This is a genomic window from Streptomyces termitum (genome assembly GCF_014650175.1).
Taxonomy (GTDB): domain Bacteria; phylum Actinomycetota; class Actinomycetes; order Streptomycetales; family Streptomycetaceae; genus Streptomyces; species Streptomyces termitum.
Genome location: NZ_BMUL01000030.1, coordinates 1 through 23,433 on the forward strand (window position 1 = coordinate 1; position 23,433 = coordinate 23,433).

Consider the following 23,433-nt stretch of genomic DNA (forward strand, 5'->3'; position numbering starts at 1 on the left):
CGATTCCCCCATGTGGTGTACGAAGTCGTTCGAACGCGAGCGAGCCTATGAGGGTGATCGCGCTGTCGCTGTGCATCCCGCGCACACCTGCTTGACGATCCGCGCGAGGGGCGGGCCGGGGCGCTGGGCGGCAGCTTCTTGTGTGACCACTGGGGTGGAATTCAGGTCATTCGATGGCCGGAACCAGTAGAAAAACACCTTTCCTTCGAAATTCCGTGCTGTTCACCCCAGCGCGCTGCCATGATCCATCCGTAAGCCATGTGACATTTCACATTGCTCTTGGATGAGAGCAATGGAAGAAGGAGGGACCCCATGAAGAGTCTTGCCACTGTCGCGGTCGCCGCTGCGACCCTGGCCACCCTGGCCACCGGCCAGGAAGCCGTCGCCGCGCCGGCCGGTCCGGTCGGCGCCGTCGTCACCTGCGGTACCCCCGGTGCGCCTGGGATCCTGCTGACCAGAGCCTGTGTCGAGGTGACCGGCAACCAGGTCCGCTTCTACGGGGTCGCGGCCACGACCACCTCCGGGTGGCAGCCCCAGCAGGTCGGCTTCACGGTCTCCGGCGCGGTCGTCGGCGGCGCCCCGATCGCACCCATCAACCCGACCGTGCTCGTCCAGGCGGGCGCGACCTCGGTCGGCAGCATCGTCACCACCGCGCCGTGCGGTTCGACGGTCACCGGTGGCTTCTCCGTGAACCAGTGGGGCTGGCCCCCGTCGGCCGCGACCGTCTCGGCCGTGGTGTCCTGCTGACCGGAGGCTCCGCCCGGCTCCCGGGCCCGCGCCGAGAGCGACTCGCGCCGCCCCGGTGACCCACGCGCTCTGAGCCCCTGCGACAGCACCCCGCCCCGGGAACGGCGCCGGAACCTCCGGGCACGGACCGCCCCGGGGGTCGCGGACTCAGAGTGCGTGCGGCGACGGCGGCGTCGCAGCCGTCACCTCGGCCAGCGCCTCGCCGAGGGCCGGGCCCGTCTCGGCGGGCCCGGCTCGGCGGGTGCGAAGGCGAGGGTGTCGGCCGCCCCCTGGCCGTCCACTCCTGCGGTGCCGTCCGGTCGTACCCGCCGAAGAGGCTGTTCTCCAGGTCGGAGAGCAGCCTCTTCGACGTGCTGGCGGGTGCGGGCGGAGGCGATATCGCCGAGACGGGCGCCGCCGGCATCGTGGACGCGGTCGGTGAGGGCGTCGATGCCCTGACGGTGGGTGACCGGGTCGCCGGGCTGTCGCCGGACGGCGCCGCCGCCGAGTACGCGGTCACCTACACGACGGCCCTCGTACGGACCCCGGAGGGCATCGACGCGGCCTTCGACCTCGTCATCGGCGGCGAGTTCGACGTTTTCTCCGCCCTCGTGAAGGAGGGCGGAGCACTCGTGACGCTCCTCGACCCCGAGGTGCCCGCGCGCGGCGGGATCCTCGTCACGGGCACGGAACAGGGGTACGAGGGCGCGCTCCAGCAGGTCCTGGGCGGCGTCGCCTCCGGCGCCGTCGTCGTGCCGATCGAGGACGTCCTGCCGATCGGCCGCATCGCCGAGGCCCGGGACCGCTCCGCGGCCGGCCGCGTGCGCGGCAAGCCGGTGCTGTCCATCGGCGCCTGACGCGGATCCTCCCCGGCTCCTGGTCGGGGCCGCTGCTCAGGGGCGGGAGCAGGAGCGCACCGCGTCGTCCCAGGCGCCGGGGCTGCGGTGGTGGTTCCTGTGGCCCGCGGCGAGGGCGTGGCGGAGTTCGGGGAGGTGCCGGGTGTGCGGGGGGAGGTCCAGTCGGTCGAGGAGGGCCCGTGCGGGGGTCGGGTCGAGGTCGCCGTAGAGGTCGTGGAAGCTCGCCAGGAGGCCGCGGAAGACGGGTTCGTGCAGGTCGGGGAGGCGTACGGCGGTGCGGTACGCCGGTTCCTTCACCGTCCAGTCCACCGGTCCCGAGCATTCCAGGACCCGGCGGGCCCGGCGGATCAGGGCCTCCGAGGGTTCGGCCGCCGTCCGGTCGATGTCGTTGCCGAGGACCTCGGCGAAGGCCGTCGCGGAGGTGGCGCGGTCCTCGAACCAGTCCACCCACAGCGAGTAGGTGACGGTCTCGGCGTCCCGGTCCGCCTCCAGCCGCCGCCGGTAGCCGTCCCACAGCGCGCCGGCCGGCAGGGGGTCCTCCGGGTCCTCGTACGCGAACCGGATCTCGCAGGTGACCCAGTACGTGTCGAGGAGGTCCAGCAGTCCGAAGGCCAGCCGCACCCGGTCGGCCGCGTCCATGTCCTCGGCGAACACGTCGCCGGCCCAGGAGTGCGCCACCTGGCCGGCTGTGAACAGCACGTCCGGTTCCCCGTCGCGCACCCACCCGCCGGCCGTACGGCTGACTCCCTGGTCGGCCAGCCAGCGCCGCGCCGCCTCCTCGTGCCGTGTCTCCATCGGGGAAGTATGACAAGCCTCGCGGGGTCCGTCCGGCGGGGAGGGCTACGACTCCAGGTAGCGGAGCACCGCGAGGATCCGCCGGTTGTAGCCGGTGGTGCGGGGCAGTTCCAGTTTGTCGAAGACGGTGTTGAGGTTCTTCTCCACCGAGCTCAGCGAGAGGTGCAGCTTCTGCGCGATGGCCGCGTTCGTGTGGCCCTGCGCGAGTGCCTCCAGGACCGTGCGTTCCCGGGGCGTGAGGCGCGCCAGCGGGTCGCCGTGGGTGGTCCGGACGACCAGGTGCCGTACGACCTCCGGGTCGATCGCCGCGCCGCCGGCGCCGATCCGCTCCAGGGCGTCCAGGAACTCCTCGACCTGCGCCACCCGGTCCTTCAGGAGGTAGCCGACCCGCTCGGCTCCGGCCGCCAGGAGCTGGGCCGCGTAGGCGCGTTCGATGTGCTGCGACAGGACCAGGACGCCGACTTCGGGCCATCGCTCCCGGATCTCGACGGCCGCCCGCAGTCCCTCGTCCGTGTGGGTGGGGGGCATCCGGATGTCGGCGACGACGACGTCCGGCCGCCGTTCCCCGACCTCCTTGAGGAGGGTCGCCGCGTCGCCGAGCGCGGCCAGGACCTCGTGGCCCTCCTCGGCGAGGAGCCTGACCAGGCCCTCCCGCAGCAGGGTCGAGTCCTCGGCCAGGATTACGCGCATGGGAGCTCCGCGGTGATGGTGGTCGGTCCCCCGTGGGGGCTGTGGACGCGCAGGACGCCGTCGAGGGCGGCCACCCGGCTGCGCAGCCCGGTCAGGCCGCCGCCGGTCGCGTCCGCGCCGCCCGTGCCGTCGTCCTCGACCCGGACGGTGAGCCGTGCCCCGTCGAGGACGACCGTCACCGCGATCGCCGAGGCCGAGGAGTGCTTGGCCGCGTTCGTCACGGACTCCGACACCACGAAGTAGGCGGCCGTCTCGACCGGCCGGGGCAGCGGGGCGCCGACCTCGAAGCGGGTCCGGAGCGGGATGCCGCACCGTTCGGCGACCCCGCCGAGGGCTTCTTGGAGGCCGAGGCCGTCGAGCGCCGACGGGTACACCCGCCAGGCCACCTCGCGGAGTTCGGTCAGTACGGCCCGGGACTCCTCGTGCGCCTGGAGCAGCAGCGCGTCGGTCCGTTCGGGGTCGCGGCCCCGGCGCGCCCGGCCGATCAGCATGGCCAGCGCCACCAGCCGCTGCTGGACCCCGTCGTGCAGATCGCGCTCGATGCGCCGCCGTTCGGCGTCCACGGCCTCGACGACCGCGGCCCGGCTGGCGGCGAGTTCGTCGATGCGGCGCTGGAGCAGCTCCCGCTCGGAGGGGCCGAAGCAGGCGCGGGCGGTACGGGCGTCGAGGGCGGCCAGCGAGTACAGGCCCTGGACGTCGAGGAAGAGCAGGACGCCGCCGAGGAGGACCTGGGTCGGCAGCTCGTCCCAGGGGAGGGTGCCCCGGACGGCGCCGGCGAGCAGGAGGCCGGCCAGGACGGCGCCGAAGGCCAGCAGCCCGAGCACCACGGAGCAGAGCAGCCCCGTGGAGCAGCGGACCGCGAGGTAGCGCAGGAGCCTTGGGTCCGAGGTCCGGTACCGCGCGGGGAAGAGGTCCCCGAAGAAGGCGGAGCGGCGGGCCCGTTCGAGGGCGGCCAGGCGGCGGGCGCCGGTCATCAGGACCTCCCGGGCGCCGGGCCGGGTGCGCGGCGGGAGCAGGAACGGGCCGAGGGCCGTCCCGGCGACGAGGAAGTACAGGGTGCCGGCCAGCGCGGTCGCGCAGCCGAGGAGGACGCCCAGGGCGCGGCGCGGGCGGGGTGGGGGCTGGGGCCGGGACGTCGTACGGGGAGCGCCTGTCTGGTCCCCGGGGCCGTTCTCGCCTGGGTCGTACCCGCCGGGCTCGTTCCCGCCGGGCCCAGCGGGGCTGTTCTCACCGGGGCCGTACCCGTCGGAGCCGTACCCTCCGAGGACGTTCTCGCCGGGGCCGGTCCTGTCGGGCCCGGTCGGTGTCCGGTCGGGCGTCGTACCTGCTGGGTCCCCTCCCACGGAGCCCGAGACTAGTGCGCCCGTACCGCCCGGACAAGATCGTCCGGACGGTGCGGGAAGCGGGGCCGTACCGGCGGGGCGGGGGTCGGGGGTCACGAGGTGCGGCGGTGCTGGGCCCGGCCCCGGCCGCGCAGGCGGACCGTCACGTAGGCCGCGACGGCGACGAGGACGAGCACCAGGACGGCCTTCGACAGGACGCCGACGTAGGTCTCCACGACGTCCCACCGGTCGCCCAGCCAGTAGCCGGCCATCACGAGGACGCCGTTCCAGATGAGGCTGCCGAGCGTGGTGAGCATGACGAAGAGGGGCATCGGCATCCGCTCGACACCGGCGGGCACCGAGATCAGGCTCCGGAAGATCGGCACCATCCGGCCGAGGAAGACGGCCTTGGTGCCGTGCCTGGCGAACCATTCCTCGGTGCGGACCAGGTCCGATGCCTTCACCAGGGGCAGCTTTCCCCAGATCCGGTGCATCCGTTCCCGGCCGAAGACCATGCCGATCCAGTAGAGCGCGACCGCGCCGGTCACCGAGCCGAGCGTCGTCCAGAACAGTGCCGAGGCCAGGCTCAGCACGCCCTGTCCGGCGGCGAAGCCGGTCAGGGGCAGGATGACCTCGCTGGGCAGCGGCGGGAAGAGGTTCTCCAGGGCGATGGCCAGTCCGGCTCCCGGGCCGCCCATCGTGTCGACGAGGCCGGCGGCCCAGCCGGCGAAGCCGTCCGCGGGCTGCTGGGCGAGCGCCAGGTGTGCGGGGTGTGTGAGGTGCGTGGGGTTCATGAGGGGGCTCCGATTCGGAGGGGAGAGGGCGGGGCGGGCGCCCCGTTCTCTTCCTCGAACCTAGGAACCGCCGCTCAGCGCCGGTATGAGGGTTGCCGTCCGCTCCGGTGCGGTTTCCCGTACTCCCGACCCCGCGGAGAACCGCGGAAGCGTGCGGGAGCGCTCAGGGGGCGGACCCCTGCGGACTCTCCCCCGCCGGTTTCCTCCCCGGCGGGTTCTCCCCCTTCGGGATCTCCCACAGCCGCACTCCGCTGTTCGCCTCGGCGTCCCGCGAAGGGCCGTACTGGTCCGGGGAGTCGGAGTCCTCGTCGGGTTCGTCGACGCCTCCGAGGGTGGTGCCCGCGAGGAACCGCCCGTCCGGGCTGAAGGCCAGCTCCTTGATGTCCTCGTCGCCGTAGCCGGTGCTGTCGTCGGCCAGGAGGGCGCTCGGCTTGCGGTCGGCCAGGTTCCAGAGCAGCACCCCGCCGTCGGCGGTGACGGCGAGGCTCCGGCCGTCGGGGCTGAAGGCCAGGTCCCCGACCCTGAGGAGGCGGTCGGCGATCGTGGTCTTGAGGCGGCCGGTGGCCACGTCCCACAGCCGTACGTCGCCGCCCGGCCCGCCGGTCGCGAGGGTCTTGCCGTCGGGGCTGAAGGCGACGGCGTAGGTGACCTCTTCGAGGGCGAGGGTGCGGCGGGCGTCGCCCTGGCCGTAGGGCTCCGGGTCGATCCGGGTCAGGTCCCACAGCTTGGCAGGTTCGTTGTCGGGGTAGCTCCGGAAGTCGGACGGGTCCCCGACGGTGGCGAGGGTCCTGCCGTCGGGACTGAACGCCAGGTCCATCGCCCGCACCTCCTGGCCGAAGTGGGCGCGGGGCTTCTCGCCGCGGCTGCCGACGTCCCACAGGTTGGCCCCGGTGGTGCTGGCGAGCGCGATCCGCTTGCCGTCGGGGCTGAGGGCGATGGTGTAGGCGTGTTGCTCGATGCGGCGGATCTGCCGTCGCCCCGCCACGTCCCAGACGCCGACCAGGTGGTTGTAGGTCCTCGTGGCCAGGGTCTTGCCGTCGGCGCTGAACGTCACGTTGAGGACCCTCATCGGCTCCCCCGCCCAGTTCTTCTCGATGAGCGTGGCGCGCGTCCTGCGCGTGGCGACGTCCCACAGCCTGACCTTGCCGCCCTCGCCGCCGGTGGCGAGGGTCCTGCCGTCGCGGCTGAACGCGATGCCGCTGGTCCCCTGGGCGAAGATCGCGGTCGCCGCGACGACGGGGTACGGCCGCCGGCTCTTCGGGGGCTTCTCCGACGAGGGAAGCAGCACCGCGACGAGGACGGCGACCAGCACGACGACGCCGACGGCGCCGACGGCCCCGAGCAGGGCGACGGACGGCGGGACGGGCGGGGGGACGGTGTCGGCGGCGGTGCCGGTGGCATCCGGCGCGGGCGTACGTACTGGTGCGGGGGCGGCGTGCGGTGCGGGGGTACGGCTCTGCGCGGGGGCGGCGGCGTCCGGTGCGGGGGTACGGGTCTGCGCGGGGGCGGTGGGCGCGTCGGGACCGGTCGCCGGGGGCGCGGACAGGACGGTGGGCGTACGGCCGTCGCCGGTGTTCCCGGTCTCCGCCCCGCCGCAGAGCCGGACGACCTCGGCGGGTGTCGGGCGCCGTGCCGGGTCCTTCTCCAGGCAGCGGGCCACGACGCGGCGCACGGGTTCGGGGCAGCCGTCGAGGTCGGGTTCCGCTTCGAGGATGCGGTACGCCACTCCGTGTCCGCTGCCGCCGCCGAAGGCGAGCCGTCCGCTGGCGGCGAAGTGGGCGACGAGGCCGAGCGCGAAGACGTCACCGGCTTCGGTGACCTCCTGCCCCCGGATGTACTCGGGTGCCATGTAGGCCGGTGTCCCGGCGCGCATGCCCGTGGCGGTGACGGCGGTGACGTCCGCGGCGCGGGCGATGCCGAAATCGATGACCTTGGGGCCGTCGGCGGTGAGGACGATGTTGGAGGGTTTCAGGTCGCGGTGGACGACTCCGGCGGCGTGGATGGTCTCCAGCGCTTCGGCGACCCGGGCCGTCAGCGCGAGGACCTCGTCGGCGGGTAGTGGGCCCCGTTCGCCGACGGCCTGCTGGAGCGAGGGCCCGGGGGCGTAGGCGGTGGCGAGCCAGGGCTCGTCGGCGTCCAGGTCGGCCGCGACCACGGGCACGGTGTAGAGCCCTTGTACGCGCCGGGCCGCCGCGACCTCCAGCGCGAAGCGCCTGCGGAACTCCGGGTCCGCGGCGTACGCGCGGTGGACGACCTTGACGGCCACGGCGCTGCCGGCGGGTGTACGCCCCAGGTACACGCGGCCCATCCCGCCCTCGCCCAGCAGTCCTTCCAGCCGGTACGGCCCGATCTCCGCCGGTGTCCCACCGGCCCGGCCCACCACACCCGTCATCGCGCGAGCCCTTCGCCGGACGCGGTGCAGCGGATCATGACTCTCCAGGGCTCGGCTCGGCGACGGCCCGCGACTGTCGAGGCGTGCGGGCCCGGCCCGGATCATTCCACAACACAACTCACGCTCCAGGAAGGTGACTTGCCCTGCCGGGTGCCGGACTTTCACACCGTGCCGCGCCGTCACCGGATGCCCGAGCGACGGTCCGGCGGTTCCACACCCTTCTGAACAGCCGCGCGTCACGAGAACCCCTCGTACGGAACGCGCCGGTGAGGCGATCCCGGCCGAGGCCCGCCGCCTCGCCGACTGCCCGAGTTCCGGGGCAAGCGCCGCGACTGGTCGGGGGTATGGCGGGGCGTGCGCCGGGTTCCGGCGGCGGCGTATGGCAGTCGGGCCCGTTGCCACCCGTTCGCGCGCGGCGTCCCGGGGGTTTCTCGTCTTTTCGCGGCGCGGCCGATGAGTTCGCGGCTCCTGGCCGGTCCAAGCTGGTGAGACCTCAGGAAGGACATCGCCATGTCGGAGCTTCTCGTCGACTTCATCACCACCCTCGACGGCTACGCGTCAGGAGAGGGGTGGCCGGGGTTCTGGGGCCTGGAGGGCCCGGAGTACCTCGCCTGGCTCGGCGAGCAGCCCGAGGCCACCTACCTGATGGGGGCGAACACCTACCGTCTGATGTCGGGCTTCGCCGAGGGGAAGGTCCCGGGCGGCCAGGACGAGTTCAGGCCCGAGGAGGAGGCGTCCGTCGACGAGCTCACGCGAGCCTCCAAGATCGTGTTCTCCTCCTCGCTCGACGCGCCGCCGACCTGGGCGAACTGCACGCTCGTCCGCGACGACGCCGTCGAGGCGGTCCGCGCCATGAAGGCGGGCGGCTCGGGGCTCCTCAGCACGATCGGCAGCCTCAGCCTGTGCCGGTCCCTGCTGAGCGCCGGGCTCGTCGACCGCTTCCGGGTCGTGATGTTCCCCGTGATCACCGGGGCCACGGGGGAGGAACGCGTCTACGACGGCTATCCGGACATCGCCCTCGACATGATCGATCACCGCACCTTCGACGGCCGCATCCAACTGGTCGAGTACGCGCCCCGCGTGCTCCGGCACCCTCCGCTCGTCACCCCTTCCTGACCTCGCCCGGCCCGTCCTGCGGGCGGTCCGTGGCCTGCGGAGCGTCGTAGGCGATCACGACCGGCGCGTTCGCCTCCGCCCGTGCGCGGTCGGAGGCCGCCGCGATCTCCTCGTAGGTCCACTCCCTGTAGAAGCGCTCCCCGTGGGCGTCCGTGATGTCGATGATCACGCCGGTCCACTCCTCGGCGGGCCGCTCGGGGACGATTCCCAGTGCGTACGTGGCGTCCTGGAGGAAGGGTTCGGTGACGCGTACCCCGGTGAGTCTCTCGGTCAGGGCGAGGACCGCCGCCTTCCCGTCGACGTCCGGGGCGCTCTCGTCGTGCTCCCCCTCGGGGGTCAGCGGGAAGCCGACGTCCCGCAGCAGGGGGACCAGTTCGTCCGGGGTGCTGCCGTAGCGCGCCGAAGCGGCTTCGAACATCGTGCGCAGTGCTCCGTCCTCGAACCAGTGGAAGAGGTGGATGGGCTTGCCGCCGTTGCTCGAATGGACCACGATCCGGCCGCCCTTCGACAGCTCCTCCACGGCCGCGTCCCCGATGCCCAGACCGCCGTCGAAGCCGAGGACGAGCGTCCAGTCGCCGCCCTCGCCCGGCGTGCCGAAGACGCCCGCGACGTAGGACTCGTCCCAGGAGTCCCAGCCCGCTTCGTCCCGGTGGTCGCTGTCCGCCTCGATCAGCCCCTCCGTCCCCTCACCGGTGCCGCACGGCTCCGCCTCCATCGCGCGCAGCACCTCGTGCGGGCTCCGTCCCCGTATCAGCGTCAGGGTGTATCCGCTCTCCAAGGCATGGCGGAAGAGCGGCGAGGTGCGGATCCAGGCGTAGTCGTGCGCGGTCACGAGGTTCATACGAGGCAGTGTCCCCGACGCCTCTGACAAGCACCGTGTCCACCTCGCGTCCCTCGCCGGGTTCCGCCTCTCCCCCACCGTGGTCGCCCTCCTCCTCGAAGTCCTGCCGGAGGAGACCGCGCTGCGCGGACGCACCTGGGCCTCCCCCGCCACGGTCTCGGTCCTGGGCGCCGCGGCGGTCTTCCTCCTGGTGCCGGGGGCCGCGTCGGTGGTCCACGCCGGGGCGGCACGGCTGATCGGCGGCGAACCCGGCCCGGTGGGGCCGACTCCGGGCGGGGAGGAGCCTGTCGGCCACCTCGTCCTGCCTGCCCTGGTCGGCCTGGTGCTCCTCGCCGCGAGGACCGCGTCGACCGGGCGCGCCGCTGTGGACCGCGATCGGGGCCCGCCTGGCCTTCCTCACGGTCGACCGCGTCATGCTGGAGGGCGACCGGCGCGGCACCGGCCGGCCCCCGGCACGCCTCTGCTCGTCCCCACGTACGTGCTGGTCGCGACCGCCGGGTTCGTGGCGTACCACCGCGTCGCGCGACCGGCGCCCGTACGAAAGGAAACGGATCCATGACCGCGGTGATCACGATGCTGGAAGAGCTCCGAGCCCTCGCCCCGCTGACCGCCGTGGAGGTGGCCGCCCGGTTCTCGGCCCGGGGGTGGGTGCCCGCGGGCAGGCTCCGCGACGGTGTGGAGACGTCGTGGGACAAGAACGGCATCGGGGCCTGGATCCAGCCGTCCGGCAGCGGAGCGGTCGGCGTCTCGTTCGCCGTCTGGATCCGTGACGTCGACACGTCGGGCTACTTCGACGACCTGGAGGCCGTCTACGAGCAGGGGGCACGGGCCCTGGCCGATGCCCTTCCCGCCATCAAGGGGTCCTCTCTGGCCGGTCATCTTGCCGATTCCCCCCAGAGGGCGGAGGACGAGGACGAGTTCATCGCGGTGAAGCGGTGGACGCTGGGCGGTCTCGCGCTCACCGCCGGTGTGGTCCAGCACGACACGGACCTTCCCGTCATGGTCGTCATCGGCCTGGAGTCCTCCCCCGGCCCCGGCTGACGGGCGAGGGCCGGGGCGAGGGGAAATCGGGTTGTCGTTCCCGTGCGGCGGGCCGGACGATCGTGTCCTGTGACGACTGCTGAGGAGAAGTCGCGGTCCGGCGCCTTCAGGCCGGTCGCGTGGGTGACCGGTGTCGGCCGGGGCCGCCTGAATCCTCCGCCTGAAGGGGATGGAGAACGTGAACCGACCGCTGCTGTTCCTCGACGTGGACGGGCCGCTCAACCCCTACGCGGCTCAGCCGGAGAGGCGTCCCGCCGGGTACACCACGATCAGGGTCCCCCGGCCCGCCGCCCCTGAGGACGACACGGGTTTCCCGTCCCGGCGGCGCCCCCTGCGGGTCTGGCTCGACCCGGAGCACGGGCGCGTCCTGCTCGGGCTCGGTTTCGAACTGTGCTGGGCCACCACGTGGAGGGACGACGCCAACCGGTGGATCGCCCCGGTCCTCGGCCTCCCGGAGCTGCCCTTCGTCGACTTCGGCGAGGACCTGTTCCGGGAGCGCCCCGACGGAGTCCACCGGAAGACCGGTCCGCTGGTGGACCACGCCGACGGGCGCCCCTTCGCCTGGGTGGACGACGAGCAGGGCGAACCGGACCGGGCGTACGTGTCCGCCCATCATCGGGGGGCCGCGCTTCTCCATCACGTCAGTCCGCGGATCGGTCTGCGGGAGGACGACTTCCGGGCGCTCACCGCGTTCGCCCGCGCCCTGGGCACCCCGTGAAGGGAGGACCGGGCATCCCGGGAGCGGAAAAATCGGCGTTCCGCGGTGGTCCGCGTGGCTAGCCTGGCCCCGTGGAAGATCGGGAAGTGTTCGTCGGCGGTGTGAACCGGGTCGTCCGGGAAGGCGGTCTGGTGCGGCGGCCGGCCGGTGCCTGGAGCCCCGCCGTGCAGCGCCTGCTCGCGCACCTGCGTGACGCGGGGTTCTCCGGCGCGCCGCGCCCGTACGGGCTCAGTGACGACGGTGCCGAGGAACTCGTCGAGTTCCTCCCCGGGGAGGTGGGGCACGACTTCGCCGCGCCCGACGTGCGGAGCGACGCTTCGCTGGTGGCGGCGGGGCGGCTGCTGCGCGGTCTGCACGACGCGTCGGCCGGCTTCGTACCGGAGCGGGGCGACGTCTGGCAGTTCCCCGTACGCGAGCCGGCGGAGGTGATCTGCCACGGTGACGCGGCGACGTACAACACGGTCTTCCGGGACCGGCTGCCCGTCGCCTTCATCGACTTCGACACGGCCCACCCGGGTCCCCGGCTGTGGGACGCCGCCTACACCGCCTACCGGTTCGTGCCGCTGTACGCCCCCGACGAGGTGGAGCACACCCTGCCGGTCCCGGAGGCGGCGCGGCGGCTCGCCCTGTTCGCCGACGCCTACGGCCTGTCCCGGGAAGAGCGGTCCCGGCTGCCCGCCACGGCGGCGGCGCGGCTGCGAGCACTCGTCGCCTGGATGCGCGAGCACGCGGCGGCGGGGCATCCGGCGTTCGGGCAACATGTCGCGGAAGGCCACGACCTCCGCTATCTGACGGATGCCACGTGGATCGAGGACACCTTCACGACCGCCGGACCTCGCGGGCGGGAAGCCTCGGAAAGTTCGGAAAGTTCGGGAGGGGCCGGGTAACAGAGGAACCCGCGCACAAAGGTCCCGCTAGCGTGGGCACATGACGAGCCTCGATCACCCCCGGCTCTCGGGGCTGGGCCGGAACCCGTCGGCTCCCGAGGACCTCCTCGTCCGCCTGGCCGCGCACCGGGCCGGACGGCACGGAATGTCGCGACGTCGCGGACGGCTGTCGGACGCCGTCGTCGAGGCGCTGCTCGCGCACGGCGGCGGCAGGACCGCGGTGGGCCTGCACGGGGACCGGATCTCCCCGGAGATGCGGCGGCGGATCGCCGAGCACCCCGATCCGGCGATCCGCGACGCGTACGCGGACTTCATCCGCGACATGGTGCGGCGCGCCGTAGCCGTCGGCATCCGCGACCTGGAGGAGGTCCACGGCCTGCCCCGGGAGGCACTCGCCAGCGCGCCGGACCCTGACCTGCGCCTCGCGGACGCGCAGGGCTGGCACGACCGGCCGCTCGCCGTGCAGGTGGCGCTGCTCGCCGACACCGACGCCCGGGTTCGCGCGGCCGCCACCCGGCACCGTGATCCGGGTGTCCCGCCCGCGTGGCGGGACCGGTGCCTGGCCGACCCCGCCACGCGGGCCAACACAGCGCGTCACGCTCCCCTCACCCGGGAGTGGTTCGAGCGGCTCGTCCGGAGCGGGGAGGAAGAGGTCCATCAGGCCGTCGCCGACAACCCGCACCTGTCGGCGGAGATGGTCGCCCGGCTGCTGGACTCCACCGACCCGTACGTACGGATCTCGATGGCCCGGAGCCGTCATGTGGACGCCGGGACCCGGGACCGGCTGTACGCCCTCGTGGAAGCCGAGCGGGCGGCCGGAAGCATCACGGCTGAGGTGGCTCTGACCTGGCACGGAACCGAACCGGACTGGCTGTGTGACGTGCCCCTCGCCGAGCGGCTGGCCTACCTGGACTGCCCGCACACGGTGTTCCGGCGTGTCCTGGCCTCCTGCCCCGACCTGCCCGCGGAGGCGTGGCGCCGCCTGGACGACGACCCGGAGCTTTCGGTCCGCCGCACGGCCGCCCGCCGCCCCGACGCGCCGCCAGAGGTTCTGGAGCGGCTGGTGCGGGCCCACGGCGACGTGCGCCACGTCCGGCCGCGCCACGTCCGGCCGCGCCTCGTCGACCACCCGAACTTCCCCCGCGCCGCCCTGCGCACGTTCACCGACGCGCCGGACCCGCAGGTGCGCTTCCTCGCCCTGGAGGACCCGGAACTCCCCCTGCCGTGCCTCCGGCGCCTCGCCACCGCCGCCGAACCCTTTCTGCGCGGCGGGGTCGCCCGGCATCCCGCCGCCACGGAGCCCCTGCTGGACGAGCTGCTCTCCGACCCGGATCCCGACGTCGCGGACCACGCCGCCGCCCACCCCGCGCTGCGACCGGCCCGGATGCGCCGCATCCTCGCCGAGGCCGGGTTGTGAGCCCGCCGCCTGTCGTGGAGGTGCCCTGGGGCCTCCGGCGGCGACGATGGAGGGCACCTGCCCGCGCCCGGGGAGGGCGGGCGGCGGGACCGCAACCCCGTTGCCGTGACGGTCAGTCGCGGTCGATGTCGGGTACGGCCTCGCGGGCCATGCGCAGGTTCGGGAGCTTTCCGCGCCAGAGTTCTCGCTCGCCCGTGCTCTCGAAGCCGTACCGCCGGTAGAAGCGGATCGCGCTCTCGTTGTAGTCGGTGACCCACAGGGAGATGCGTGCGGTGCCGGCCCAGGTGAGGAACTCGGTCATCATCCGACCGCCGATCCCCCGGCCCTGGGCGTGGTCCAGCAGGTACATCGGCCCGAGGGCGACCGTCGGGCCGCGCCGTCCGCAGAGAAGGCCGACAGGCTCCGTCCCGGACCGGACGACACGGCAGAACAGCAGGTCAGGGCGCCGGTTCGCCTCCTCGATGAACTCCCGCCACCGGATGGCGCCCTCCGCCGTGGCCGCCGAGCCGCGCTGCTCGTGGATCCACTCCTCGTCGATCCCCGCCTCCGGGGAGGGGTACGTCTGCAGCCACGCCCTCAGCAGCAGCGGCCCCAGCCACGCGGAGTCCCCCGGACGGGCCGCTTCGATCGTGTAGGCCATGCCGATGATCCTCGCCGATCGGCCGCCCCTTCGGTCCGTCGTGCCCGTTCCCGCGTTCTTGCGGGCCGCAGGCAACGAACCGGCCTGTCCGGATGCCAGTGGCCCCACATGACGGTGGCCCGGCCCGGGGCTACGGTGTCGGCCATGGCTCCGGGGCGGCGCGGGGCGGGGCGGGAGGCGGGGCGTGGAAGGCACGGGAGAGATCGGGGCTTCGGGGCCGGGCGGGCGGAAGGCCACGAAGGCGCAGCTCCCGCCGCTCGCGGCCTTCGTGCTGTCGATGGTGCTCGCACTGCTGCTGGGCGCGCTGTCGCTCCTGGTGATGCTGCCCGCGAAGCGGCACATGGAGTCGCTGGCGGAGGGGCGGCGGGCCGAGGCGACGCTGGTGCGGGCCGGGTCCTGCATGGCGGGCCGCTGCCGGGTCGAGTTCGAGGCGGACGGCCGTACGGTGGTGGCGTCCCTGCCCGTGGGAAGCGGCGGGGCCAAGGACCCCGTGGGCGCCCGGATCGCCGTCCGGTACGCGGCGGACGACCCGCTGACGGCGGCCCGCGAGGACGACACCGGTGGCGGCGGCGCCGCGGTGCTGGCCGCGCTGTCGGGCGGAGCCGCCCTGCTCTTCCTCGGCCTGTCGGGGGCGATGGCGGTCGTACGGGCACGGCAACGGCGGCCGTGAGGGGAGGGGCGCGCCGGTGCCGCGTGCCCGGCGCTCGACGTTCCCGCGGTCCGAACGCCGCCCGCCTGCTGACGCGCGGGCCGTCGCCCGTCGGCGGAAGCCCTGTCGGCGGGCGCGTGCGCGGTGTCCGGAAAAGGTCGGAGCACGGGTGTTCCCACGGGGGTACGGGCATGTTCGCGCACCGGTCACGCCATATCCCTGAGGAGTCGGCCCGCAGGCCCTTGTCTCCTCAGGGTCTCCTCGGGCCGGCGGGGGCACACATCGCCCCCAGCCCCCGAAGCTCAGGAAGGATCCCATGCGCGTCCTCGGCATACGACCGCGTCCGACCGACGGCGGCGGAACCCCCGGCACGACCGGGTCCCGCGCCACCGCCACCCGTCCGGCCCGGCTCCTCACCGCTCTGATCACGGCCGTGACGGCGGCCGTGGCCCTCGTGCTCGCCGGTTCCGCCCCCGCGTGGGCGTACTACCCGGTGCTGTCGGTCTCGCTGACGCCGAGCACGGTCGCCTCCGGAAACACCGTCACCATCCATGTGACCAGCGTCTCCGACGCGACCTACACCCATGCCCGCATCGGGCTGTACGCGGGCAACGGGGTGCAGTTGGACGCGATCACGTCGGTCGTTTCCTGTTCCACCAGTTGTTCGGAGGCGGTCGGGCTCGGCTACTTCGCCCAAGTGGGCGACCTGGCCCCCGGCGACCCCATCGACATCTCGGTCACCCTGAAGGTCGACCCGGGCGTGCCGCCGCAGAGCTTCCCCGTACGCCACCAGTTCCTGACCTCAGGACAGGGCAACGCGGGCACCGTGAACGGCCCCGTCCTGACCGTCACCGCCCCGCCCGCCGACCTCGCCGTCGGTCTGGAGGCCCGGCCCAGGCTCGCCGTCCTGGCGCCCTCCGTGGCGTACACCCTGACCGCGACGAACAACGGCCCCGGCGCGGTCTCCTCGGCCACCCTGACCGCCGAGCTCCCGGCGGGCGCGCAGGCGACCGACCTGTCACCGGACTGCACCGTCGCGGCGTCCGCCGTCACCTGTGCCTACGGCGCGATCGCTCCGGGCGCCACCGTCTCCAGGACCTTCCACGTCCCCGTCTCGCTCCTGCACATCGGCCCGGTCACCGTCACCGCCGCGCGCACCGCCGGTTCCCCCGACGATCCCGACGCCGGCAACGACACCGCCGCCGTCACCTGTACGACCCTCTCCATCGCCCTCGTCATCTGTCCCTAGGCCGTGTCCGGCGGATCTTCGTGGATCAGCCCGCGGCGTCTGGTGCGTTCTCTCGGCGTGCGCCCGGGTCGCCCTCGTACTGGACNCGATCCGGGCGTGCGGCGAGAGGACGTGCCAGGCGTCGCGGGCCCGCGAAGATCCGCCGGACACGGCCTAGCCCCGTCGTCCCGCCGCTCCTTCCTTCCGCCCGGGGCGGGGCGCGCGGTGGCGAGCATCTGCCACGAAGAGAGAGGTGCCCTCCCCCATGACCGCGGAGCACTATCGTCCGCTCGTGCAGACGAACACCTTGGCCCTCGCGGCCGCGGCGGCCGCCGTCGTGCTGCTGGCCGTTCCGGCTCCGGCGCACGCGGCGCCGGGTGCGGCCCGGCCGTACAAGTGCCTCGACGGGATGGTCGATTCGCGCGGCCGTTCCTCCGTGGACGGTTCCGTGATCGCCTGGGACGACGAGTCGGTGTTCGACGACGCGCGCAGACACGCGGTCAAGGTGTGGACGGCGGGCACGCTCAAACGGGTGAAGATCAAGCCGGACGACGCGACGACCTACGCCGATCTGGAGTGGCGGGACGCCGACAGTACGGCGGGGACGTGGCGCGATGTGTACGGCATGTGGTCCGGGCGGCCCGGCGCGGACCTCCTGCTGCTGAACCGGGCGTATCTCGGCGCCGGGAAGCGCAAGGGTTCGGACGAGCACCGCCGGAGGGTGGCCGCGCACGAGCTGGGCCACGCGCTGGGCTTCTGCCACAAGGCGTACGACGAGGGCCGGTCCCTGCTCTGGTACGACTACGGCCGGCTCGAGGAGCAGAGGCTGAACGGTCCGACCGCGAAGGACATCGACGCCTATCACGCGCTGTGGGGATGAGCATGTTCGAGAAGAAGGCGGCCGTGCTGGTCGGTGTGGTGACGGCCGGGGTGCTGGCGGCGGGAAGCTGGGCCGGTCACCAGGGGCGGACGAGTCCGCGGGAGACCGAGGTGCTGCGCGACTACGACGCGACCAGCGTGGCGTCCACCGCGCCCCACACGCAGGACGTGTTCGTGGGGCGGGTGGTGGCGTTCGAGGAGCGGCGCGAGATCGAGGGGTGGACGCAGGACGTCTACCGGGTCGAGGTCGGCTCCGTCCTGCGCGGGGACGTGGCGGGCACGGTCCGGGTGACGTACGGCCTGGACGAGGGTACGGCGCCCCGGCTCACGGACGGCCTCTCGTACCTCTTCGCCACCAACGCCTGGACGGACCCGGTCGACGACGGCCACGCCCAGCTCTACCAGGGCGCGCTGAAGCCGGTGGACGACGCGCTGATGGCCACCTGGAAGGCAGCGGCGGCGCTTCCCGTGGCACCGGCCCGGTGAGGGCGGAGGCGGTGCTCCGCCGTTCACCGGGCCGGGGCCCGTGGTGGGCGGTTCAGGACCGTTCCGTACGCTCCAGGTGCTCGGCCACGCGGCGCACGGCGCTCCCGCTCGCGTAGGCTCCGGCGCCCAGGGCCGCGAGGGGGACGGAGCCGCCGAAGAGGGCGGTCACGAGGGGCCAGTCCAGCTCCTCGACGCACTCTCTGTCGTGGACGTACTCGCTGGCGATCGGCGCGGGGCATTCGTTGTCGTCCCCGTACGGCATGGCGAGGAGAACGGCGGCTCCAACCCAGAGAAGCCCCGCGACGGCGAGCAGACCTAGCCCCAGCCCCTGAGAACGAACGGCCTTGGCGAGCAGCGGGAACTCGGCATTGATGATGGCGTCATCGCTTGGCATGACCACAACCTATCGAACGCCTCCGGTACGACGGCACGCAGGTCGCGGCGCGGGGAAGCGGTGCGGGCGGTGTGCGGTACGTCCACCAGGGCGGGGATGCGATCCATGTCCCCGTAGCACGTGCATCTGCGACCAGTTCACCATCCGGGTATTGAAGCGCCTCATGACAGCCGGACCGGATGCGTTCCGTCCGCCGTGTCGAGAGGCAGGAACTCGCTTGTGGCGTGGTGCCCCGCCTGGACGGTGTCCGAGACTGCCTTGGGAGGACGTCGGAAGGCGGCGGTGTGGAGGCGTACCCCATCGGCTCAGAACGGGTTCTTCGCGCGGCTGGTACTTTCCCGGGCCATGGACGACAGCGTGTATGTGGGCAACGCGGGCGCGGATGCGGCCCTCGACCGGGGGTGGCTGATGGGCCACTTCAAGGACGCCTCCGATCCCCGTCACAGCGAGGCCGTGGAGATCAAGTGGGGTGTCCACCCCGCGGGGGACGAGCGGGTCGAGTGGGTGCGGGGCGAGGACCGTACGGCCTTGCTGGTCCTCATCAGCGGATGCTTTCTGGTGGAACTTCCCGGGCGTACCGTCCGCCTGGAGCACCAGGGGGATTACGTGGTGTGGGGGCAGGGCGTCGACCACTCCTGGTTCGCGGAGGAGGAGTCCGTGGTCCTGACGGTCCGCTGGCCTTCCGTGCCCGGGTACGCGGTGGAGGGGACGGAGGCGTAAGGCCGCTTCCGTCCGCGGAGCACGTACGGCTCCGGTCCGAGCCGGCTTCCCCCTGCGCCCGTGCGGGAAGGGCACCTGTTCCTCCCACTGCTGAACCGGACAGCGGGCATGGCCGGAGGGCGCGATCGGGGCTACGGCCACGACGCGTACCGCTGCCGCCTCGTCCGCGCGCTCGACGTGAACCCGCTGATCGGCGAAGGCGGCACCCGCCTCGAACCGGACTCGCCGTCGCCCGCGCCCAAGCGGAGCGAGCGGCTGTCCAAGAGCAGTGCACCCGGCCTATCGGACGGGTCCGCGCTCGTCGACGACCAGGGTCGGTTCCGACAGGAAGACATCCTGGCCGACGGGGCCATAAGCGATGTTGAACGTGTCGAGCCAGTACGACCAACCGCGGAGTCCCAGGGCGCTGGTGAAGCGGTAGTTCAACTGCCGGCGGACCCACTGCCCGGGGAGGAGTCGGACCGCCGGAGGCCTGCGCGGCCGAGGGGGCAACCCGAAGAGCGGCTCCACGCGGGCGTGCACTCGAAGTCGGCCATGTTCGTCCCGCAGACTGACGCCGATCTCGGCGAAGGGGCGGTCGCCGAGTATCCGGTCGATGGAGAACGGCTTGGTCATGGCCATGGCGTCGATCTTCGCACCGTCCGCGAGGGCGTCGGACGTTCCCGGACCGCTCCGGTGGGGCCGCCCGGTTCGACGCGGCCTCTCGTCGGCGGGGCGTCCGTACGTCGCCCCTTCCGGGTTCCCGGCGGGCGGGGCGGGCGGTCACCAAGTGTGCGGGCCGTCGAGTTCGGTGAGGGGGCGGGGGGTGGCTCTGGGGAGGGCCAGGCGGGTGCGGGCCTCGTGGACGGAGGCGAGTTGGTCGGCCGCGGCCAGGCCCCAGTCGAACAGGGCCAGGGCCTGTTCGGGGGTGGCGAGGACGCGTACGTACGTGTGGCCGGTGGCCGGGTCGACGGGCGGTGCGCCGACGGCGGCCAGGGCGGCGGCGTAGCGGGTGCGGGCGACGGGCTCGGCGGGGTCGGACAGGTATCCGAGGTGGAGGAGGTCGCGCAGTTCCGCCGCCGCCTCTTCACGGGTTTCGCGACGGACGGTGGCCTCCGGGTCGCCGTCGTCCTCGGGTTCGGGGGTGCCGCCGGGCAGGCAGGCCGCTCCGGTGCCGGGGTCAAGGAGAAGCAGGATCCGGCCGTCGGGGGCGAAGGCCCAGCACCACGCCTGCCGGAGCGCGAGGCCGTCGGGGACGGGGCCCGGGTGGAAGGGGAAGTGGTGCCGCGCCCTGGGCGTGCTCAGGACGGCCGTCCGGTCCAGCACGCTCGGTGTGAGGGGGAATCCGTCCTCCAGGAGGACGGGACCGGCGTGGTCGATGCGCGCGCGGAGGGCGGCCAGGGCGCGGCGGGCGTCGTCCGGGGACATGAGGGCGGCCAGGTCGGCGGGTTCGACGAATTCGATCGCCTGGATCTCGTCCGGCGGGAGCCGGACGCCGGCGATCCGCTCCTCGGTCCAGACGCCTCCGTCGAAGACGTGCAGGATCTCCCCCGGGAAGCGCATCTCCTCGGCCCTGGGGGCGCCGGCGGCGGTGACCCAGTCGACCGCGAGGCCGCGGGTGAGGGTGGTGGTGACGCCGAGTTCCTCCGCCACCTCCCGCACGGCGGCCCGGGCGGCGGTCTCGCCCCGGTCGACGGCCCCGCCCGGCAGCAGCCGGAACGGCCGGTAGCCGACCTTCTGGACCAGGACCCTCCCCCGTTCGTCCGTGATCAGCACGGAGGCGCCGGCCCACACCGCCGCCGAGGTGCGCAGCGCGCCGTACTCCTCGTCGGTCAGGTCCGGGGTGGGCGGCTGGTCGTCGGCTGTCGTCATCGTCGTTTCTTTCCTTGCGGCGGGGTCCGTTCCGGGTGCGGACCCGGGTCCGGACGAAGTGCTTGAACCGCACGATAACGATCCGGGGGTGGTCGGGGACGGTCCCGGGAAACCGGGCAGGGACGCCGGTCGGCGGTCACTCTCGCTCGGCTTCGCTTCTGTGTGCGGTGCGCGGCGGGTGGCGTCTATGCGCTACCGAGGTCGTCGGTCCGACGGCCCTCATCGGCGTGTCGGTGAACGGCTCCGGGACCGAAGCGGCCCGCCGGCCCCGGGCGCACTGACGCGGCCGGTTCAGCCGGTCGGGTTCTCGGTGGGCAGGGCGTGTGCGAGGAGGAACTCGGTCGCTCCCGCGATGGCCTCCGCGTAGCTGCCGTGGACGGGCTCGGATTCGCTCTCCTGCCGGTCCGCGGCGGTGGCCGTGTACCACCAGGCTTCGGATTCGGCGTCGTGGTGCACGACGGCGGTGCCGCCGGCGTAGTTCAGCGGGATCGATTCGGCGGCGGTCTTCCTGACCACGGCGTGCGGCCATTTGACGCGGGCGGACTGGCGCTTGATGCCGCCCCAGGCGGCACCGAGCTGGGCGTAGTTCGCCCCGCCGCGCCCGGCGACGGTGGCGGCGGACTCCGCGAGCCGGTCGACGGCCAGTTTGGCCTCGTAGAGGGCGCGCAGCAGCGCCAGTTGCACGTCGGGCGCCGCCATGAGCACGGGGTCGGGGGTCTTGTCCGCGGCGCGGTAGGCCAGCAGGCGGGTCGAGATCCGCTCCGCCAGCGCGCGGACCGCGTCGTGGACCTGCTCGTCCATGGTGAACGCGTCGCGCTGGGTGGGCTCGTTCCAGGGGGGCTCCACCAGGTTCGAGACGGCGGTCCAGAAGTCGTCGTCGGTCTTGTCGGGTGTGGGGATTCCAGTCGGATCACTCATGTGACAAGTTTAGCTGTCGTGATGCCATTGCGACAGTTTTTACTGTCGGGAGCGAGGGGAGGGCCCCGCATATCCGGAATCGCCTTGCGCCCCTGGAGTGACGAGGTGTCATATTCACCCGTTTTGCTCCGACCGGAGGAAAGCGGATGGACGTCCCTGGTGGCCGGGTTCACCGGGGCGCGTCGGGGAGCCGCACCTGATCGTCACGCTCGCCGGGCCGCCCGCCGGGCGGGGCCGCGCTCCGAGGCGTGCGCCTCCTGGAGAGCCTCGCGCCCGAGGAGGCCCGCGCCCTTCGGGTCACGCTGTGCGGCTACGACCACCGCGAGGCCGGACAGGCGCTCCTCGCCGCCATCGCGCTCTGCCGCCGCTGGTCTGCCGCCGCCGAGGCGCCCGTCGAGCGTCGACGCCACGCCGAGGAACTCGCCGTGCGGTACCTCCTCGACGTCGTCGAGGGGAGCATCGGGAGGAGTACCGGGGCAGACGGCTGACGGGAGGACGGTGGGGCGCGCGCGTCGCGCGTGCGCGGTAAGTCCGGTGACGTGGATGTACGGCTCCGGGACAATGACCGTCCATGGATGAGGTCGAGGTCGTCGTCGCCCATGCCGAGCGTGCGACCCTGCGCGTCGGCGGGGTGTTCCTGAAGGTGGACGCCGATCGGGCCCGTACCGACACCGAGGTCGGGGCGATGGCCCTCGCACCGGTCCCGACCCCGCAGGTCCTGTGGCGCAGACCGCCCGTGCTCGCGCTCGCCGCCCTCCCCGGCGCCCCACTCGGACGTCTCGGCCGGGCGCCGACCGCGTCACCGGCGGCGTGGGCCGCGGCGGGCGCCGTCGTCCGCGAACTCCACGACGCGCCACCGCCTCCCTGGCCCGGCCGGGCGGGCCGGAGCCCCGCCGCGCTCGCTTCGGAACTCGACGCCGAGTGCGAGACGCTCGTGACGAGAGGGCTGCTGCCCGCCGGACTCGTCGCCCGTAACCACGAGATCGCCCGGGCCGCGCTCCGGCCGTGGGCCCCGGCCTTCACCCACGGCGACCTGCAGATCGCACACGTCTTCACCGACGACGACCAGGTCACCGGCATCATCGACTGGTCCGAAGCCGGCCGGGGCGACCCCCTCTACGACCTCGCCACCCTCACGCTCGGACACGAGCGGCACCTCGACGACCTGCTCACCGGCTACGGCACCGATGCCGGCGTCGATCCCGACGTGATCCGCGGATGGTGGTCACTGCGGAGCCTGCTGGCCGTCCGCTGGCTGACCGAGCACGGCTTCGACCCCTTCGCGCCGGGCTGCGAGGTCGACATACTGAGATCCCGGATGTGAAGCCGCGCGAACCCACCGCCACCCGGCCGACGAGCCGATCGACATCGCCCTCCTCCTTGTGAACCACTCCCTCCGCCCAGCGTCCGCTTCGGGCGGGGCCGGGGCGCGGTGTAGGGCCCGGGCCTAGGTCCCGCGCCCCATGTGGGGTGGGGGGCCGGTGGTTAGGGTCGGGGACCATGCGAAGTGCGGAGGTTCATCGTCGTTCTGCTGCGGAGCGCAGGCGGGACGTGCTGGAGCGGCTCGGGGCGGAGCGGGACGTGTGGGTGTCGACGTCCCATCCCGATCACGGCCCGCATCAGGTGCCGTTGTGGTTCCTGTGGGACGGTCGGGCGGTGTGGATGTGCACCGGGGCGGGTTCCGCGACGGCGCGCAACGTGCGCGCGGAACCGCGGGTGCGGCTGGCCCTCCCGGACGCCTTCGACGTGGTGCTGGTGCAGGGGGAGGCCCGGTGCCATGCCGCGCGGGAGGCGCCGGAGGAGGCAGCGGCCGCGTTCATGGAGAAGTTCGGCTGGGACCCGCGGACGGAGGAGGCCCCCTTCGTGTATCTGCGCGTGGTGCCGCGCACCGTGCGCGCCTGGCGCGGGGAGGCGGAGCAGCGCGGGCGGGTCGTGATGCGCGAGGGGGTGTGGGTGGAGTAGGGCGGTGCCGGACCCCTGGTCGCCGGTTCGCCGCGTACCGCCCCAGGTTTCTGGGGTACGGCGGGGCCGGTTCCGCTGGGAGCCTCCGTGGAGGGCCGGGGCGGGTGGGA

25 protein-coding genes and 1 pseudogene are annotated in these 23,433 nt (G+C 73.3%); 15 read left to right on the top strand and 11 right to left on the bottom strand.

Annotated features, from left to right (window positions below; all coding sequences use genetic code 11):
* Positions 1-312 precede the first annotated feature (312 nt).
* Both IE219_RS31030 and IE219_RS31035 read left to right on the top strand, forming a co-directional pair.
* On the top strand, positions 313-747 hold the full coding sequence (locus IE219_RS31030; RefSeq protein ID WP_189983611.1) for a hypothetical protein: 435 nt from the start codon (positions 313-315) through the stop codon (positions 745-747).
* A 350-nt stretch (positions 748-1,097) separates the two neighbouring features.
* On the top strand, positions 1,098-1,583 hold the full coding sequence (locus tag IE219_RS31035) for a zinc-binding dehydrogenase (protein WP_189983613.1): 486 nt from the start codon (positions 1,098-1,100) through the stop codon (positions 1,581-1,583).
* A gap of 36 nt (positions 1,584-1,619) precedes the next feature.
* On the opposite strand, the gene IE219_RS31040 is transcribed toward IE219_RS31035, so the two are convergent.
* The 5 genes from IE219_RS31040 to IE219_RS31060 all read right to left on the bottom strand — a co-directional run bounded on the left by IE219_RS31040 (position 1,620) and on the right by IE219_RS31060 (position 7,576).
* Positions 1,620-2,378, bottom strand: a complete 759-nt coding sequence (locus IE219_RS31040; RefSeq protein WP_189983615.1) for a hypothetical protein — start codon at positions 2,376-2,378, stop codon at positions 1,620-1,622.
* A 45-nt stretch (positions 2,379-2,423) separates the two neighbouring features.
* On the bottom strand, positions 2,424-3,068 hold the full coding sequence (locus tag IE219_RS31045; RefSeq protein ID WP_189983617.1) for a response regulator transcription factor: 645 nt from the start codon (positions 3,066-3,068) through the stop codon (positions 2,424-2,426).
* Positions 3,059-4,165 carry a sensor histidine kinase gene (locus IE219_RS31050; protein ID WP_229850262.1) on the bottom strand — a complete coding sequence of 369 codons (1,107 nt, stop codon included), beginning with the start codon at positions 4,163-4,165 and terminating at the stop codon, positions 3,059-3,061. The genes IE219_RS31045 and IE219_RS31050 overlap by 10 nt, the downstream gene beginning before the upstream one ends.
* 338 nt (positions 4,166-4,503) lie before the next feature.
* A complete protein-coding gene (locus IE219_RS31055; protein WP_189983619.1) occupies positions 4,504-5,184 on the bottom strand; it encodes a DedA family protein in 681 nt (226 codons plus the stop codon).
* A gap of 163 nt (positions 5,185-5,347) precedes the next feature.
* The gene (locus IE219_RS31060; RefSeq protein WP_189983621.1) at positions 5,348-7,576 is read right to left on the bottom strand and encodes a WD40 repeat domain-containing serine/threonine protein kinase; all 2,229 of its coding nucleotides are present in this window, start codon (positions 7,574-7,576) and stop codon (positions 5,348-5,350) included.
* Between the two features lie 510 nt (positions 7,577-8,086).
* On the opposite strand from IE219_RS31060, the gene IE219_RS31065 reads away from it, so the two are divergent.
* The gene (locus IE219_RS31065) at positions 8,087-8,692 is read left to right on the top strand and encodes a dihydrofolate reductase family protein (protein WP_189983623.1); all 606 of its coding nucleotides are present in this window, start codon (positions 8,087-8,089) and stop codon (positions 8,690-8,692) included.
* Here the strand turns inward: IE219_RS31065 and IE219_RS31070 are convergent.
* Positions 8,679-9,533, bottom strand: a complete 855-nt coding sequence (locus IE219_RS31070) for a DUF6461 domain-containing protein (RefSeq protein WP_189983625.1) — start codon at positions 9,531-9,533, stop codon at positions 8,679-8,681. The genes IE219_RS31065 and IE219_RS31070 overlap by 14 nt on opposite strands.
* Before the next feature lie 555 nt (positions 9,534-10,088).
* On the opposite strand from IE219_RS31070, the gene IE219_RS31075 reads away from it, so the two are divergent.
* The 4 genes from IE219_RS31075 to IE219_RS32145 all read left to right on the top strand — a co-directional run bounded on the left by IE219_RS31075 (position 10,089) and on the right by IE219_RS32145 (position 13,596).
* Complete coding sequence (locus tag IE219_RS31075; RefSeq protein ID WP_189983627.1) at positions 10,089-10,574, top strand: hypothetical protein; 486 nt, start codon at positions 10,089-10,091, stop codon at positions 10,572-10,574.
* Between the two features lie 178 nt (positions 10,575-10,752).
* On the top strand, positions 10,753-11,292 hold the full coding sequence (locus IE219_RS31080) for a hypothetical protein (protein WP_189983629.1): 540 nt from the start codon (positions 10,753-10,755) through the stop codon (positions 11,290-11,292).
* 71 nt (positions 11,293-11,363) lie between these two features.
* On the top strand, positions 11,364-12,179 hold the full coding sequence (locus IE219_RS31085) for a phosphotransferase (protein ID WP_229850248.1): 816 nt from the start codon (positions 11,364-11,366) through the stop codon (positions 12,177-12,179).
* A gap of 40 nt (positions 12,180-12,219) precedes the next feature.
* Positions 12,220-13,596, top strand: a complete 1,377-nt coding sequence (locus tag IE219_RS32145) for a hypothetical protein (RefSeq protein WP_229850251.1) — start codon at positions 12,220-12,222, stop codon at positions 13,594-13,596.
* 112 nt (positions 13,597-13,708) lie between these two features.
* Here IE219_RS32145 and IE219_RS31095 read toward each other — a convergent pair whose 3' ends face one another.
* Positions 13,709-14,236 (bottom strand): GNAT family N-acetyltransferase, encoded by a 528-nt coding sequence (locus tag IE219_RS31095; protein WP_189983631.1) that lies wholly within the window; start codon positions 14,234-14,236, stop codon positions 13,709-13,711.
* A 184-nt stretch (positions 14,237-14,420) separates the two neighbouring features.
* Between IE219_RS31095 and IE219_RS31100 the strand changes: the two genes are divergently transcribed.
* The 4 genes from IE219_RS31100 (at position 14,421) to IE219_RS31115 (ending at position 17,478) form a co-directional block, all read left to right on the top strand.
* The gene (locus tag IE219_RS31100) at positions 14,421-14,906 is read left to right on the top strand and encodes a DUF3592 domain-containing protein (protein ID WP_229850253.1); all 486 of its coding nucleotides are present in this window, start codon (positions 14,421-14,423) and stop codon (positions 14,904-14,906) included.
* 295 nt (positions 14,907-15,201) lie between these two features.
* Positions 15,202-16,134 (top strand): DUF11 domain-containing protein, encoded by a 933-nt coding sequence (locus IE219_RS31105; protein WP_229850256.1) that lies wholly within the window; start codon positions 15,202-15,204, stop codon positions 16,132-16,134.
* Positions 16,135-16,405: 271 nt separating this feature from the next.
* The gene (locus IE219_RS31110; RefSeq protein WP_189983633.1) at positions 16,406-16,993 is read left to right on the top strand and encodes a zinc metalloprotease; all 588 of its coding nucleotides are present in this window, start codon (positions 16,406-16,408) and stop codon (positions 16,991-16,993) included.
* Complete coding sequence (locus tag IE219_RS31115; protein ID WP_189983635.1) at positions 16,990-17,478, top strand: hypothetical protein; 489 nt, start codon at positions 16,990-16,992, stop codon at positions 17,476-17,478. The genes IE219_RS31110 and IE219_RS31115 overlap by 4 nt, the downstream gene beginning before the upstream one ends.
* Before the next feature lie 52 nt (positions 17,479-17,530).
* Here IE219_RS31115 and IE219_RS31120 read toward each other — a convergent pair whose 3' ends face one another.
* Positions 17,531-17,872, bottom strand: a complete 342-nt coding sequence (locus tag IE219_RS31120; protein ID WP_189983637.1) for a hypothetical protein — start codon at positions 17,870-17,872, stop codon at positions 17,531-17,533.
* A gap of 345 nt (positions 17,873-18,217) precedes the next feature.
* On the opposite strand from IE219_RS31120, the gene IE219_RS31125 reads away from it, so the two are divergent.
* The gene (locus tag IE219_RS31125; protein WP_189983639.1) at positions 18,218-18,592 is read left to right on the top strand and encodes a cupin domain-containing protein; all 375 of its coding nucleotides are present in this window, start codon (positions 18,218-18,220) and stop codon (positions 18,590-18,592) included.
* 279 nt (positions 18,593-18,871) lie between these two features.
* On the opposite strand, the pseudogene IE219_RS31130 reads toward IE219_RS31125, so the two are convergent.
* The 3 genes and pseudogenes from IE219_RS31130 to IE219_RS31140 all read right to left on the bottom strand — a co-directional run.
* Positions 18,872-19,153: pseudogene (locus IE219_RS31130) on the bottom strand (hypothetical protein); the annotation flags it as partial.
* Between the two features lie 201 nt (positions 19,154-19,354).
* Positions 19,355-20,443 (bottom strand): NUDIX hydrolase, encoded by a 1,089-nt coding sequence (locus IE219_RS31135; protein WP_189983641.1) that lies wholly within the window; start codon positions 20,441-20,443, stop codon positions 19,355-19,357.
* A gap of 291 nt (positions 20,444-20,734) precedes the next feature.
* The gene (locus tag IE219_RS31140) at positions 20,735-21,361 is read right to left on the bottom strand and encodes a hypothetical protein (RefSeq protein WP_189983643.1); all 627 of its coding nucleotides are present in this window, start codon (positions 21,359-21,361) and stop codon (positions 20,735-20,737) included.
* Between the two features lie 248 nt (positions 21,362-21,609).
* Here IE219_RS31140 and IE219_RS31145 point away from each other — a divergent pair, with 248 nt between their 5' ends.
* The 3 genes from IE219_RS31145 to IE219_RS31155 all read left to right on the top strand — a co-directional run bounded on the left by IE219_RS31145 (position 21,610) and on the right by IE219_RS31155 (position 23,323).
* Positions 21,610-21,849, top strand: a complete 240-nt coding sequence (locus IE219_RS31145) for a hypothetical protein (protein ID WP_189983644.1) — start codon at positions 21,610-21,612, stop codon at positions 21,847-21,849.
* Between the two features lie 83 nt (positions 21,850-21,932).
* Entirely contained in the window at positions 21,933-22,685 is a 753-nt protein-coding gene (locus tag IE219_RS31150) for a phosphotransferase family protein (protein ID WP_189983646.1), read from the top strand.
* A 176-nt stretch (positions 22,686-22,861) separates the two neighbouring features.
* Entirely contained in the window at positions 22,862-23,323 is a 462-nt protein-coding gene (locus IE219_RS31155; RefSeq protein WP_189983648.1) for a pyridoxamine 5'-phosphate oxidase family protein, read from the top strand.
* Positions 23,324-23,433 lie beyond the last annotated feature (110 nt).

Coding starts and splice junctions, on each gene's coding strand:
- IE219_RS31125 (WP_189983639.1), top strand. CDS start 18,218: ATGGACGACAGCGTGTATGTGGGCAACGCGGGCGCGGATGCGGCCCTC.
- IE219_RS31095 (WP_189983631.1), bottom strand. CDS start 14,236: ATGGCCTACACGATCGAAGCGGCCCGTCCGGGGGACTCCGCGTGGCTG.
- IE219_RS31120 (WP_189983637.1), bottom strand. CDS start 17,872: ATGCCAAGCGATGACGCCATCATCAATGCCGAGTTCCCGCTGCTCGCC.
- IE219_RS31045 (WP_189983617.1), bottom strand. CDS start 3,068: ATGCGCGTAATCCTGGCCGAGGACTCGACCCTGCTGCGGGAGGGCCTG.
- IE219_RS31065 (WP_189983623.1), top strand. CDS start 8,087: ATGTCGGAGCTTCTCGTCGACTTCATCACCACCCTCGACGGCTACGCG.
- IE219_RS31060 (WP_189983621.1), bottom strand. CDS start 7,576: ATGACGGGTGTGGTGGGCCGGGCCGGTGGGACACCGGCGGAGATCGGG.
- IE219_RS31115 (WP_189983635.1), top strand. CDS start 16,990: ATGAGCATGTTCGAGAAGAAGGCGGCCGTGCTGGTCGGTGTGGTGACG.
- IE219_RS31155 (WP_189983648.1), top strand. CDS start 22,862: ATGCGAAGTGCGGAGGTTCATCGTCGTTCTGCTGCGGAGCGCAGGCGG.
- IE219_RS31075 (WP_189983627.1), top strand. CDS start 10,089: ATGACCGCGGTGATCACGATGCTGGAAGAGCTCCGAGCCCTCGCCCCG.
- IE219_RS31135 (WP_189983641.1), bottom strand. CDS start 20,443: ATGACGACAGCCGACGACCAGCCGCCCACCCCGGACCTGACCGACGAG.
- IE219_RS31055 (WP_189983619.1), bottom strand. CDS start 5,184: ATGAACCCCACGCACCTCACACACCCCGCACACCTGGCGCTCGCCCAG.
- IE219_RS31140 (WP_189983643.1), bottom strand. CDS start 21,361: ATGAGTGATCCGACTGGAATCCCCACACCCGACAAGACCGACGACGAC.
- IE219_RS31105 (WP_229850256.1), top strand. CDS start 15,202: ATGCGCGTCCTCGGCATACGACCGCGTCCGACCGACGGCGGCGGAACC.
- IE219_RS32145 (WP_229850251.1), top strand. CDS start 12,220: ATGACGAGCCTCGATCACCCCCGGCTCTCGGGGCTGGGCCGGAACCCG.
- IE219_RS31040 (WP_189983615.1), bottom strand. CDS start 2,378: ATGGAGACACGGCACGAGGAGGCGGCGCGGCGCTGGCTGGCCGACCAG.
- IE219_RS31070 (WP_189983625.1), bottom strand. CDS start 9,533: ATGAACCTCGTGACCGCGCACGACTACGCCTGGATCCGCACCTCGCCG.
- IE219_RS31030 (WP_189983611.1), top strand. CDS start 313: ATGAAGAGTCTTGCCACTGTCGCGGTCGCCGCTGCGACCCTGGCCACC.
- IE219_RS31150 (WP_189983646.1), top strand. CDS start 21,933: ATGGATGAGGTCGAGGTCGTCGTCGCCCATGCCGAGCGTGCGACCCTG.